The organism is Xanthobacter lutulentifluminis, from assembly GCF_043194675.2.
Lineage (GTDB): Bacteria > Pseudomonadota > Alphaproteobacteria > Rhizobiales > Xanthobacteraceae > Xanthobacter.
In genome coordinates this window covers 1,520,569-1,533,717 of sequence record NZ_CM195525.1, presented here as the reverse complement: position 1 = coordinate 1,533,717, position 13,149 = coordinate 1,520,569, and the positions used below count along the sequence as shown (strand labels likewise).

The window sequence follows — 13,149 nt, the reverse complement described above, 5'->3', positions numbered from 1 at the left end:
CATTCGATCAGGAAGGATACGACATTGGAGAAGCTGCGCATTCTCGTGCTCGGCGCGGGCGGCATCGGCGGCTATTTCGGCGGGCGCCTCGCCGAGAAGGGCGAGGACGTGACCTATCTGGTCCGCGCGCCCCGGCAGGAGATCCTCGCACGCGACGGGCTGAAGATCGAAAGCCCGTTCGGCGCCGCGCGGATCCCGGTCCGGACCGTTCGCGCCGACACGCTGGATGAGACCTTCGACGTGGTGATCATCGCCAGCAAGGCCTACGACCTCGATGCCGCCATCGAGGACATCCGGCCGGCCGTCGGGCCTGGCACCGCGGTTCTCCCGCTCCTCAACGGCGTCGCCCATCTCGAAACGCTGAACGGCACGTTCGGCGCGGAGCGGGTGCTCGGCGGGCTGGCGAAGATCCAGGCCGCGGTGGCGCCGGACGGCACCATCCGCCAGCTGAACGACTGGCGCTTCATCGTGTTCGGCGAGCAGGACGGCACCTTCAGCCCGCGGGTCAAGGCCCTCAAGGCCGCCTTCGCAGGGACCGTGGGGGTGGAGGCGGAAGCCGTCACCGACATCCGCCACCGCATGTGGGAGAAGCTGGCGCATCTGGCGACGGCGGCGGCCATGACCTGCCTGATGCGGGCGAGCGTGGGCGAGATCATCCGCGCCCCGGACGGGGCGCGGCAGTTCTCCGATCTGCTGGATGCGGTGTGCGCCATCGCTACCAAGGAGGGCTTCCCGCCAAGCGAGAGCTTCATCACCACCTACCGGGCGCTCTTCGCCGATCCGACGTCGGCCTATGAGACCTCGATGCTTCGCGACATCCAGCAGGGACGGCGCATCGAGGGGGATCATATCGTGGGCTATGTGCTCGACAGGGCGCGCCGCAGCGGCATCGCGAGCCCGGAACTGGCGCTCGCCTACACCCACCTGAAAGCCTATGAGAATCGCCGTGCCCGAGCGGCCTGAACATCCCCGGGACCGGCTGCGGCAGGCCGGCCCCGGCATTCCGGTGGCAGCGGCCTTGGAGCAAGAAAGATGAAGCGCTATTCCATTGCCCTCATCCCCGGCGACGGGGTCGGCGTCGATGTCGTCGAGGCCGCGATGACTGTCCTCGACGCGGCCGGCCAGCGGTTCGGCTTCGGCCTCGACGCAGAAACCTTTCCCTGGTCGTGCAAGTATTATCTGGAGCACGGCGAGATGATGCCGGCCGGCGGCATCGACCGCCTGCGCGGCTTCGACGCCATCTTCCTCGGCGCCGTGGGCTGGCCGGCGACGGTGCCGGACGCGGTGTCCCTGCACGGCCTTCTCCTGCCGATCCGCAAGGTCTTCAACCAGTACGCCAACATCCGCCCGCACCGCCTGCTGCCGGGGGTCGAGGGGCCGCTGAGATCGGCCGGGTTCGACATCCTCTGCATTCGCGAGAACACCGAGGGCGAATATTCGGGGGCGGGCGGGCGCGTCCACCAGGGCACGGCGAACGAGGTCGCGGTCGAGACCTCGGTCTTCACCCGTGCGGGCGTCGAGCGGATCCTGCGCTTTGCCTTCGAGCAGGCGCGCGGGCGCCGGAAGCATGTGACGTCCGTCACCAAGTCCAATGCCCAGAAATATTCAATGGTGTTCTGGGACGAGATGACCCGCACGGTGGCCGCCGACTATCCGGACGTCACGGTCAGCCACATGCACATCGACGCCATGGCGGCAAGAATGGTGATCGCGGCGGAAAGCCTCGACGTGGTGGTGGCGTCCAACCTGTTCGGCGACATCCTCACCGACCTCGGGGCGGCGATCCAGGGCGGGCTCGGCTATGCGGCGTCCGCCAACATCTGCCCGGACCGCTCTGCTCCTTCCATGTTCGAGCCGGTGCACGGCTCGGCCCCGGACATCGCCGGCAAGGGCATAGCCAATCCCATCGCCGCCATCTGGTCTGGCGCCATGATGCTGGAGCATATCGGAGAGGCGGCCGCAGGGGCGGCAGTGCTCCGCGCCGTCGAAACCGTCACCGGCCGCGGTGTGGGCGCCCGGCCGGGACGCCATCGCACCGGAGAGATCGCCACGGCAGTGCGGAACGCCGTCACCGCGTGATCGAAGGCGAGGACCGACCCCGCGGGCGCCCGGGATCCGCGCCAGACTGGCAACCGCACACGGCCAGGGCCAGCATTGAACCGACATGCCTCATATGAGCGTCTCCCCACCGAGGGCGCATGAGCTATGATCGAGCGGAGAAACAGGAGCGTGGCGCGGGTGGTGTAAGAATCGAGGCGATCGCTTTCGGTGTCCATAAAATTTGACGTAATATAAAATGATAGTTCCAATGTGTTTACATACAATTCTTCGCCAAATATCAATATAATACATTAGTGTATCAGGGACATTCAGTTAATATCGGCTGCCTGCCGCTCCATCAACGCACCTCGTGCAGTTCCTTTGGGATCGCGTTCGTGCAGATCGTCGGCGCATATGCCGAGCACGACCGGGTCGATGCCCTAAGCGCAAAGCTGTTCTGAGGGGGCCGATAGGGAGGCAGCTCCATCCAAGCCGAGGCCGACCATGCGGTGGTTCGTGCCGAGATCGAGCGGCCTGTTCGATGCCTCCGCTCCAAGGCATGCCTCGTGCCTCGGGTGCGTCCGCCGGAAGCATTATGGCGAGGCCCCCAATGAGCTGAGGCGTGCCGACGATCTGGCACCGGGCAACGCCCGTTTGCCTGTGTCTATGCGGTGGCGCTTCAATCCCTCGGTCGGGCGCAGGACAGTGTAGCCGTGACCCGCGCCGTTTTGTCCACCACGCCCGGCGACGTCGACCTGCGGGTCCTGGCGCTGACCCAAGCCCAGCGCTCCGGCGCCATGGAGCGCGCCCGCAACGCCGTTTCAGGACGGACGCTTCCGCGTCCGGGCGTCTCCGCCTCCGTGCCCGCTTTGCGCTGAAAGCCCGCGTCGCCCGGCGGGGGAGAGGAAACCGCCGCGCGATTATTGCTCCATCCGATGCATTCGCCGGGTTCGACGCGAAAACGCCCCGGCACCTCGACAGGCACCGGGGCGTGATCGGCTTGCCGCCCTGCAGGCGCCTACTGGCCGCCGCCGGCGTTGCTGAACTGCGCCTTGATCTGCTCCTGAATCTGGTCGATCGAGAAGCTGGCGGGGCGCTGCGCGGGTGGGAACTCCTTGAAGGTGCTGAGAAATTTCGCCACCTCCACCTGAGCCGGCACCAGCAGGTAGGCCCGGTCGAGCATCCAGTCGTAATAGGTGTTGGAGGTCAGGTCGGCCCGCTCGTAAGGATCGGACCGCAGGTCGAAGATCTTGGGCACGCGCAGCCGGGTGAACGGCTCGGCCCAGATCCGCAGGGTGCCCGTGGCGCGCTGCTCGGAGAAGACGAGCTTCCAGTTCTCGTAGCGCATCGCCACGATCTCGCCATCGTCGTTGAAGTAGACGAACTCCTTGCGGGCGCTCTTGTCGCTCTTGCCGGTCAGGTAGTCGATCTGGTTATAGCCGTCGAGGTGGTTCTTGTATTGCTTGCCGGCGATGGTCGTGCCCTTGAGGAGCCGTTCCTTGATGGTCGTGTCTCCCGCCGCGGCGAGCAGGGTGGGAAACCAGTCCAGGCCGGAGAAGATGCCGTTGGCGACGGCGCCGGGCTGGATGCGCCCCGGCCAGCGGATGAGGGCCGGAACGCGGAACGCGCCTTCCCAATTGGTGTTCTTCTCGCTGCGGAACGGCGTCGTGCCGGCATCCGGCCACGAGTTCTGGTGAGGGCCGTTGTCGGTGGTGTAGATGACGATGGTGTTGTCGGCCAGCTTGAGCTGGTCGATCTTGTCGAGGATCGTGCCGATCACCTTGTCGGTCTCGATCATGCCGTCGGCATATTCGGTCAACGCGGTGAGGCCCGGCTTGCTGCGGTTCTCGGAGCGGACATGGGTGCGGAAGTGCATCCGGGTGGTGTTCATCCACACGAAGAAGGGCTTCTTGGCCGCCACCTGGCGGTCGATGAAGTCGATCGCCGCCTTCGATGTCTCGTCGTCCACCGTCTCCATGCGCTTGCGCGTCAGCGCTCCGGTGTCCTCGATCTTGCCGTCCGCCGAGCTCCTGATGACGCCGCGCGGGCCGAACTGCTTGCGGAAGGAGGGATCCTGCGGATAGTTGAAGTTCTCCGGCTCCTCCTCCGCATTGAGGTGATAAAGGTTGCCGAAGAATTCGTCGAACCCGTGCGCGGTGGGCAGGAACTCGTCGCGGTCGCCGAGGTGGTTCTTGCCGAACTGGCCGGTGGCGTAGCCGAGCTCCTTCAGCGCGGACGCCATGGTGACGTCCGAGGCCTGGAGGCCGACGTCGGCGCCGGGCAGGCCGACCTTCGACAGGCCCGTGCGCAACGTCGACTGGCCGGTGATGAAGGTCGAGCGTCCCGCCGTGCAGCTCTGCTCGGCGTAATAGTCGGTGAACTTGAGGCCCTCGTTGGCGATCCGGTCAATATTCGGCGTCCGGTAGCCCATCAGGCCGAAGCTGTAGGTCGACAGATTGGTCTGCCCGATATCGTCGCCGAAGATGACGAGAATGTTGGGCTTGGAGGTTGGCTGCTGCTGTGCGGCGGCCGGCGTGACGGCTGTCATCGTCGCGGTCGCCGAGAGCATGAATGCTCCCAGTAATCCTCGGATACACATCCTCGCCTCCTATGAAAGCATGCGACGTGTAGACACCGCCAGAGACGCCGCGATGACGCCCTGCGCGCGGTCCCCGCCGGAAGAGAGGGGTGCCGCAGCCTCAGTGCAGAGGAAGAATCCTGTGGCAAAGATGTAAAAGCAAGCCAGTTTTTAGCGATCTGGGCTGAGGTATAATATTGATGTCGCAGGAGGGAGACTGGCGATTTCGACAGGTTCTTGCCATGCGCGGGCAATTGCGAAATGCGAATCCAGCTTACATGGAAGCAACAGAAACGGCACCGCGCACAGGAGCGTGGTCAGAAATACCACTCCCCCCGCCGAGATCGACCGGCATCGGCCGCGTGAGCTGCCGCAAGGCGCGCCCGAAGAAGGGCGCAGTCTGAGCGAGGACCATGGGGCCACGGATCGTTCATTTTGCGCCGTGCCGCCGTCCGCTCGACCCCGGCGCTGCTCGCGCCCCTGATTGCGCTGCCCCGCGCGCAGGGGGCGGATGGACGGGGCGGGCGCGATCCCTGCCGCTCGTCGAGGCATGCCGGAGCAAAGGTCTTGTCGTCAGGCCCTTCGTGCCCCGCCCGGTCACGAACGTCCCGGATTGAGCGGGGGTAATGGCCCCTCGTCCACGGCCTCCGGCCCACGCGCCCGTCGCAGGTTGGCTGCACGTTCGAGGAGGGCGCCCGACTGCTCCGTGCCCCAGCTCGATGCGGCGCCGCCGAACAGGGCTGCATCCAGGGGAGCCTGGATCGCACCGGCGGCCGTGCCGCGCACGGGATCGAGGACGCGCCGCCAACGGACGAAGGCGTCATAGGCCGTCCTTGCATCGGCGGAAGCGCAGGCCTGTCGCAGCGCGGTGAAGGCGTCGCGCTCGACGCGTGCCGCGCTCGGCGTCGCGGCGTGCCGACGCCGCAGCAGCCAATACGCCAGCGCGCCCAGCACGGCGATGGCCACGGCAATCCACACGGGCCGTCGCCACGCTCCGCCGCCGACCGCCTCGGATGCTGCCGCCGTGACCTCGATGGTCGCGCCCGGAGCGCGTGCGGAGCGCAGCGTGCTCTCGCCGAGGTCCCACCAGGGCTGTTCCACCGCGGGCAGATCGAACTGGCCGCCGCGTTCGAGCACATAGGTCACACGGTCCAGGCGCCGGCCGGTGACGATGCCGCGATTGCTCCGGTCGGTGACATCGGGCGGGTCCACATAGGCCCGCACGCCCTGCGGCGCAGGAAAGGCGAGGTCCCGCATGGCAAGGCCCGGCACATCCTCGGCGGTGCGGGTGATGGTGCGGACGATGGCGTCGCCCGCCTTGAAGCTGCCCTTCGGCGGCGGGTCCCACTGCTCCGATAGGGTCAGGCGTCGCGTCGCCACCACCGGCCCCGAGGCGTCGATGCCCGGCGGCACGCGTACCGCGAGCGGCACCGACTGGCCGGCCGCCGTGCCGGCCGGATCGCCCTGGGCGTCCATCAGGGCCACCGATGCCGCGGGGATCTCGAAGGTTCCGCCCCGGCGCGGGTAGAGCGCGAACTCGAAGCGCTGTCCCACATAGGTCGCCCCATCGATGGTCTCACGCATGGTCGTCGCCTGCGTCTCGAAGCGCAGCACCTGCAGCCCCGGGACGTCGGGAAGGCTGACGCGCGGCGGCCTCGGCATCTCGTCGCGGAACAGCACGTCCACCCGCAGCGCCACATGCTGGCCGATCACCGCTTCCGTCGCCGGATCGAGGCTCTGGCGCACCACGGCCGCCGGCGCGACGGGAACGGGCGCAGCGACGCCGGTGCCGGCCGGGGGCGGGGCATCCTGTGCGGCGAGCGGCGCGCAGACGCCCAGAAGCACGGCGATGGCAAGAAGGCGGGTCTTCATGGGCCTGCCTCTCCCCCGCTCGCGGGCTGCTCCGCGATCTGCAACTGGTAAGCGAAGCGGGCACGCAGGAAGTCCGCAGGCTTGGTCTGCACCCGCTTCAGCCAGAGCGCGCGCACGGCCTCGTCGTTCATGGCCTGCGCGCCCGCCGCCTGCGTGTCCTGGCTGCCGGGTTGCGTGGCGTCCTTGTCGTAAACGATCTGGTCGGCGCCTTCGCGCTGGTCCCCGGCGTCCTCGCCCTTCGCGATGAGGCGTTCGGCGCGGAGCTGCGCGATCTGCCGGTTGCCCTCGGCCGCCTTCCAGCCGGGGTGAAGCGCGAGCGCATGGTCGTAGCGCGCGACGGCCTCGGGATACTTGCCCAGCATGACCAGGGCATTGCCCTGATTGTAGGCGCCATCCGCCGTATCGACGCCGGCGAACGTCGCTTCTGCCGCCTTGAAATCGCCCGCGCGCATCTGCGCCGCGCCGCGCCACATGGGATCGCGGAAGATCTCGGCGGCGTCCGCGAAGCGGGCCCGCTCGTACAGGTATCGGCCGCGCTGGTCCGGGCTGGCCCACAAGCCGCGCCAGCCTGCGCCCCATGCGGCGAGGCCAAGCGCGGCAAAGAGGGCAACACCAAGGGCGGCAAGGGCGCGGGGGGTGCTCATGCCAGCACCCATCCGCGCCGGAACCACAGGGCGGCCAGAAGCGCCACGAAGGCCGTGAGCCACCAGCCGGCCTCCTGCCAGCGCGGCGCCTCGCCGGGCGCGGGCGGCGGCGGGCCGGCGGTGGCGAGCCTGCGGGCGAGGGCCTCCACGTCTCTTGCATCGATGGTGGGGACGACGAGATCGGCGCCGAGAGCGGATGATGCGGCGGCAAGGGCGGGATCGGCCTTGGCACGGTCCGCGGGCCGCATGGCGAACAGCGTTACCGGCGCGGCGCCATCTTTCACGTCGGTGAGCCGGGGAGCGGTGTCGGCGAAGACCACGATCGAACCGCCCTGTCCGGCGTCCGCGAGGGTCTGCTGCGCCAGCCGGACGGCCTCGGCCAGTCCATCGCCCGGGCGCGGCATGATGCCGGGGGCCAGCGCCCCGGCCATGCCGGTCACCACCGCCGCGTCGGCGGTCGGCGGCAGCACGAGATGGGCGGAGCCGGCATAGGCGATCAGCCCGGTGGGCGCACCCTCGCGCAGCTTCAGCAGGTCCGCCATCTTCTCCCGCGCGCGGTCGAGACGGGTGGGGGGAAGGTCGCGCTCCTGCATGGAGGGCGTCACCTTCAGCACGAACATGGCCGGCCGCGCCGACTGGGCGAAGGGAGAAGGCACCTGCCGCCATGTCGGCCCCGCGACCGCGACGATCCCGACGATCCACGCCGCCAGAAGCACGTGCTCGGGGGCGATGCGTCGGCGGCGATCGCCGCCCACCGTCAGCGCGGCCAAAAGGGGAGCGTCCATCACCGCCCGCCAGCGCGCCGTGGTGTCGGCCTCTCGCCGCTGCAGCCACCACAGGCCGAGCGCAGGCAATGCCATCAGCAGCCACCACGGTCGCAGGAAATGGAATTGGGCGAGCGTCTCCATCATGGCGCCGTCTCCGCTGCATTCCGCCGGGCGGCAGACGGGGCCGCGCGCCGGCTCGGCAGGCGCACGAGCCGCAGGGACTGCGCCAGCATCGAGATGAGGAGGAACGCCGCCAGCGGCACCCAATAGAGGTCCATGCGGGGCTGGAAGGAAACGGTCTCGACCTTGCGCGCCTCCACCTGGTCGAGGCGTGCATAAATGCCCTCGAGCCCGTCACGGTCGAGGGCGCGGTAATAGCCGCCGCCGGTGGCGGCCGCGACATCGCGCAAAGCCGCTTCGTCGAGCTTCTCCTCGCCGGCCGCGCTCGGATCGCCGACAGCGACGGTGTGGATGACGATGCCCCGGTCCTTCGCGATGCGCGCGGCCTCGGCGGGCGGCACGCTGCTCGCGGTGTCATTGCCGTCGGTCAGCGCGATCATGGTCTTCGCCGGCGCGGTCGAGCCGGCGAAGAGGTTGATGCCGAGCCCGATGGCATCGCCAAGGACCGTGCGCGGGCCCGCCATGCCCACCTGCATCTCGGCCAGCATCTGGCGGGCGAGCTTGAGGTCCGTGGTGAAGGGCACAAGGGCGAACGGCGCGCTGCCGAACACCACCACGCCCACCCGGTCGCCCTGCCGGCGCGCGAGGAAGTCGTCGAGAACCTCCTTCACGGCGGCGAGGCGGCTGACCTTCTGCCCTGCGGCGTTGGTGAAATCCTGCGTGTCCATGGAACCGGACAGGTCCACCAGCAGCAAAAGGTCGCGCGCCGGCTTCTCGATGTGGACCGGGGGCAGCACCCATTGCGGACGCATGAGCGCCAGCAGCGCCAGCAGCCAGCACACGACCAGCACCAGCGCCCGCCAAAGCCCGCGCCGGCCCACGCTGACGCCGGCGCGGGGCCTCGCGCCGGAAAGCCGCAAGAGGGTGGTGAAGAAGGGCACGCGCACGGCGGGGCGGCGCGTCTCGTAGGGCGGCAGCAGCCAGTAGACGAGCGCGGGGATGGGGGCGAGCACGGCGAGCCAGGAATTGGCGAAGGTGAGCATGGATCACGCCCTCGCCCGGTGTCGCTTCACCCAGCGCCGCGCCGCGGCCAGGATGTCCGCCCCCTGCGCGAGCGGTCCGCCATAGGCCGCGCGCGCAAGCCCGGCGGCGGGGCCATCCGTGAAATCCGACATCGCTGCCGAGCTGTCCAGGAAGGCGAGCCATGTCTCGCCCGTGAGCGCGGCCACCTCGGCGCGCGGATAGGCGACGAGGGCAGCCCGTTTCAGGATGGCGGAGACGGCGGCGGCTCCGGCGGGGTCGGCGACCGCCCCGACGGCGGACAGCTCGGCCAGCGCCGCCCGGCGGTAGGCGTTGCGCCGGTAATGCCGGATGGCCCCCAGCGCGAGGATGGCGAGGGCCGCGACAAGTCCCGCGCAGAGGATCCACCAGCCCTGGGCCGGCGGCCACCATGGCACCGGCGACGGCACCACGATGTCCGCGAGGCGGGAGAGATCGGCGGCATCCTCGCTCATGCCGCGCTCCCCACACCGCGCGGCGGGGCGGAATGCGCCATCCGGCGGCCAAGCAGCTCGCGGAACTGGTCCGCCGTATCGCGCGCGGTGGAGAGCGGCATCACGGGAATGGCGCGCCGTCGGGAAAAGGCCTCGACGGCCTCCCGCCGTTGGCGGAAGTCGTCGGCGAAACCAACGTTGAGGCCGCGCGCGGAGGTGTCGACCTCGACCTGTCCGCCGCCCTCGGCGACCACGGCGCGGCCGATGCCCGGCAGCGCCTGCTCCAGCGGGTCGAACACGAACACGGTGAGCACGTCGTTGTGCGCCGTGACCCGCGTTACGAGCCGCACCGTCTCGGCATCCGCGCCGGCGGCGTCGGTGATGAGCGTGAGCAGCCCGTCGTGCGGCAGCAGTCGCAGCGCCCCGGCGATCGCCCGGTTGAGCAAAGCGGGATCGGCGGGGCGGGGATCATCGGCCCGGAGGGCGCGGTTGTGGCGGACGATGGCCTCGAGCAGCGGCCCGATGGCGGCCTGCCGAGCGCGCGGCTCGATCTCGTCGATGCCGTTCTCCGAGAAGACGATGCCGCCCACCCGGTCGCCCAGCGAGGTGACGCGGAAAGCCGCCAGCGCCGCCGCCTCGGCCGCCGCCACGGATTTCATCATGTGGCGGCTGCCGAAGAACATGGAGAGGCGCTGGTCCACCAGCAGGATCACCCGCCGGTCGCGCTCCTCGGTGTAGACCCGCAACTGGGGGGCACCCATGCGGGCGGTGGAGGACCAGTCGATGGCCCGCACGTCGTCGCCCTCGCAATAGGGGCGCAGCTCCTCGAATTCGAGGCCGCGCCCGCGCAGCCGCGAGGCGTGGCGGCCGGCGAGCAGCGAATGCACCGGCTGCCTCGGCAGGAAGCTGAAGCCCTTGGCGCGGTGCTTCAGCCTCAGCAGGTCGTCGAGCGAAACGTGGATGCGCGCACCGTCCGCCATGCCGACCTCCTCACACCGCCACGGCCACCTGCCGGATGAGCTCGTCGATGACGTCGTCGGCGTGCTTGCCGTCGGCGCCGGCCTCGTAGGTCAGGGCGACGCGGTGGCGCAGGCAATCGTGGGCAACGGCCTGCACGTCCTCCGGGGTGACATAGTCGCGGCCTTGCAGCCACGCATGGGCGCGCGATGTCCGATCCAGCGCCAGCGTGCCGCGCGGGCTCGCGCCGATGGCGATCCAGTCCTTCAGCCTGTCGCCGAATTCGGCGGGGCGGCGGGTCGCGGCGATGAGGGCGACGATGTAATTCTCCACCGCCTCCACCATCTTCACGGCGCGGATCTCCTTGCGCGCCGCGAACACCTCCGCCTGCGCGATCCTCGCGGGCGGATCCCCACCCCCGTCTTCCTCGCCGCGCACGAGGCGCAGCACCTTCACCTCGTCCGCATCGCTCGGATAGACGATGCGCACGTGCATGAGGAAACGGTCCATCTGCGCTTCCGGCAGGGGGTAGGTGCCTTCCTGCTCGATGGGGTTCTGGGTCGCCAGCACCATGAACAGGTCGGGCAGCTTGTAGGTGGTGCCCGAGACCGTGACCTGCCGCTCCTCCATGGCTTCCAGCAGCGCCGACTGCACCTTGGCGGGGGCGCGGTTGATCTCGTCGGCCAGCACGAGGTTGCCGAAGATCGGGCCCTTGCGGAACTCGAAGGTGCCCGCCCCCGTGCCTTCGGTGCGATAGATCTCGCCGCCGGTGACGTCCGAGGGCAGAAGGTCCGGGGTGAACTGGATGCGCCGGAACTCGCTCTCCAGCGCCTGCGACAGGCTGCGGATGGCCCGCGTCTTGGCGAGGCCCGGCAGCCCCTCCAGCAGCACGTTGCCATTGGCGAGCAGGGCGATGACGAGGCGCTCCACCACAAGCTCCTGGCCGATGATGGAGGCGTTGACGCGCTTCTGGATCTCGATGACGGAGTCGCGGGGCGCCATGTCCTGCCTCCTGTCTATTTCTTCTCGAAGGACCGGTCGAAGCGGGGAGGCCGTGCAGCCTCGATCCAGCCGGTGACGAGAGCGCCGAGGTCCGACGCGTCCATGCCGGCGCCTGCATCCGGCAGCCCTTTCCCGCCCACGACGGGTGATGACGGGCGTTTCTGGCGGATCGAACGGCTCATCTGGCCCCCCGTCACCGGAAAGGCCACGGTGAGGTAGCCGGCCGTGCCCTCCAGGCGGTTCACCACGTCGAATTCGCGATAGGGTTTCACGCGCGTTGACACCGGCGTACCCGCCAGATGGAAATTGTAGGCAACGGTCCCCCCGAGCGCAATCGCGCGTCCCTCGAACGCGCCGGGCCGCGCCCCCGGTCCGCTGTCTCCTGTGATCTGGTCGCGATAGTAGACCACGAGACCCATGGAGAACTGCTTCGTCGGCATCTTCGTCACCGCCCGCCCGGCGTGGAACCCGGTGCCCGTGGTGTAGTCGGTCAACGTTCTCGAAATGCCATTCTCGCCGCCGCTTCCAGTGCAGCGGGAGACAGGCTCTCTGAGGGACGCTCACTTGGCTGGCGGAAAGATCGTCTTCCAGTCGGACTTCATGTCGACCACGGTCCAGCCCTGGGCCGCCGCCGCATCGAGCGCCTTGTCGAGGCGGCCGAACGGGGACGTCCGGTCATAGGCGTATTCGCGCTCGGCATCGGTGTGATGGACGATCAGCCCGAAGCGGGCGCCGTCGCCGGCGGTGGTCCATTGCAGCATCTGCAGGTCGCCGTCGGAATTGCCGAACGCCGCGATGGGGCGCTGGCCGATGTGCTGGTTGATGCCCACCGGCTTGCCGGCGCCGTCGTCGATGAAGTTCAGCACCGGCTCCCGCACCAGTGTCGGCTTGCCATCCACCAGTTCGAACCGGGTCTTGATGCTCGACCCGACCACCTGGGCGGGGAGGACGCCATAGACCTTCTCGGACCAGGGCCGCATGAACTCGATGCCGCCACCGGAGACGATATAGGTCGTGAAGCCGTTCTCGCGCAGATAGGCGAGCAGTTCCAGCATGGGCTGGTAGACGAGCTGGGTATACGGCCGCTTGAAGCGCGGGTGCCCGGCCTTGGCGAGCCAGTCGGTGACAACCTTCTGGAATTCGTCCGGCGTCATGCCGGCATGGGTCACCATGACGAGTTCCAGCAGCCCCTTGTCACCCGCCGCCGCGACCGTCTTCAGGTCGCCGTCGAGGGCGGCCTTCAGCGTCGGATTCTGCTGCCATTCGGGGTGCTGCGGCGCCAGTTCCCTCAGCCGGTCGAGGGCGAAGGCCAGCTGCGTGTACATGGGCTGCTCGACCCACAGCGTGCCGTCATTGTCGAAAACGGCGATGCGCGCCTCGGGACGCACGAAGTCCTTGCTGGCCGGATCGCTCACGCGCTGGACGAAGCTCTGGATCGCCGTCTTCGCGGGCCCGTCGTTCCATGACGAAAGCGCTTCCGCGAGCACGGATCCAGACGAAAACAGAAGCAGAGCCGTGAGAGCCAACGCGCGGGCGAGAAGCTTCATACGTGAGCTCCTTTCGATGTCTCAGCGCGGAAATTTCCTCCCGAATGAAACCTGCGTCAACGCAACGATGATCGGTGGCCGCGCCAAGGTGCCGGCCTTCCTGAGCCATGCGTCATGGGCCGGCCGCCC

At 68.8% G+C, this 13,149-nt stretch carries 13 protein-coding genes; 3 read left to right on the top strand and 10 right to left on the bottom strand.

The window, feature by feature from the left end; translation table 11 throughout:
- Positions 1–24 precede the first annotated feature (24 nt).
- From V5F49_RS06880 to V5F49_RS06870, 3 genes are all read left to right on the top strand, one after another.
- Positions 25–963 carry a ketopantoate reductase family protein gene (locus tag V5F49_RS06880; protein WP_394118397.1) on the top strand — a complete coding sequence of 313 codons (939 nt, stop codon included), beginning with the start codon at positions 25–27 and terminating at the stop codon, positions 961–963.
- 69 nt (positions 964–1,032) lie between these two features.
- Positions 1,033–2,079, top strand: a complete 1,047-nt coding sequence (locus tag V5F49_RS06875; protein WP_394118396.1) for a tartrate dehydrogenase — start codon at positions 1,033–1,035, stop codon at positions 2,077–2,079.
- Positions 2,080–2,753: 674 nt separating this feature from the next.
- A complete protein-coding gene (locus V5F49_RS06870; protein ID WP_394118395.1) occupies positions 2,754–2,918 on the top strand; it encodes a hypothetical protein in 165 nt (54 codons plus the stop codon).
- A 140-nt stretch (positions 2,919–3,058) separates the two neighbouring features.
- Here V5F49_RS06870 and V5F49_RS06865 read toward each other — a convergent pair whose 3' ends face one another.
- The 10 genes from V5F49_RS06865 to V5F49_RS06820 all read right to left on the bottom strand — a co-directional run bounded on the left by V5F49_RS06865 (position 3,059) and on the right by V5F49_RS06820 (position 13,020).
- Positions 3,059–4,609, bottom strand: coding sequence for an arylsulfatase (locus tag V5F49_RS06865; protein WP_394118394.1), 1,551 nt, complete (start codon positions 4,607–4,609; stop codon positions 3,059–3,061).
- A 606-nt stretch (positions 4,610–5,215) separates the two neighbouring features.
- Positions 5,216–6,490: a BatD family protein gene (locus V5F49_RS06860; RefSeq protein WP_394118393.1), complete on the bottom strand. Its 1,275-nt coding sequence runs from the start codon at positions 6,488–6,490 to the stop codon at positions 5,216–5,218.
- Complete coding sequence (locus V5F49_RS06855; protein WP_394118392.1) at positions 6,487–7,134, bottom strand: tetratricopeptide repeat protein; 648 nt, start codon at positions 7,132–7,134, stop codon at positions 6,487–6,489. The genes V5F49_RS06860 and V5F49_RS06855 overlap by 4 nt, the downstream gene beginning before the upstream one ends.
- Complete coding sequence (locus V5F49_RS06850) at positions 7,131–8,045, bottom strand: VWA domain-containing protein (RefSeq protein ID WP_394118391.1); 915 nt, start codon at positions 8,043–8,045, stop codon at positions 7,131–7,133. Before V5F49_RS06850 ends, V5F49_RS06855 begins: the two co-directional genes overlap by 4 nt.
- A complete protein-coding gene (locus tag V5F49_RS06845) occupies positions 8,042–9,064 on the bottom strand; it encodes a VWA domain-containing protein (RefSeq protein WP_394118390.1) in 1,023 nt (340 codons plus the stop codon). The genes V5F49_RS06850 and V5F49_RS06845 overlap by 4 nt, the downstream gene beginning before the upstream one ends.
- Positions 9,065–9,067: 3 nt before the next feature.
- On the bottom strand, positions 9,068–9,535 hold the full coding sequence (locus V5F49_RS06840; protein ID WP_394118389.1) for a DUF4381 domain-containing protein: 468 nt from the start codon (positions 9,533–9,535) through the stop codon (positions 9,068–9,070).
- Positions 9,532–10,494 (bottom strand): DUF58 domain-containing protein, encoded by a 963-nt coding sequence (locus tag V5F49_RS06835; RefSeq protein ID WP_394118388.1) that lies wholly within the window; start codon positions 10,492–10,494, stop codon positions 9,532–9,534. Before V5F49_RS06835 ends, V5F49_RS06840 begins: the two co-directional genes overlap by 4 nt.
- 10 nt (positions 10,495–10,504) lie before the next feature.
- Positions 10,505–11,473: an AAA family ATPase gene (locus V5F49_RS06830; protein ID WP_394118387.1), complete on the bottom strand. Its 969-nt coding sequence runs from the start codon at positions 11,471–11,473 to the stop codon at positions 10,505–10,507.
- A gap of 14 nt (positions 11,474–11,487) precedes the next feature.
- Entirely contained in the window at positions 11,488–11,967 is a 480-nt protein-coding gene (locus tag V5F49_RS06825) for a transporter (protein ID WP_394118386.1), read from the bottom strand.
- 66 nt (positions 11,968–12,033) lie between these two features.
- The gene (locus V5F49_RS06820) at positions 12,034–13,020 is read right to left on the bottom strand and encodes an HAD family hydrolase (RefSeq protein WP_394118385.1); all 987 of its coding nucleotides are present in this window, start codon (positions 13,018–13,020) and stop codon (positions 12,034–12,036) included.
- Positions 13,021–13,149 lie beyond the last annotated feature (129 nt).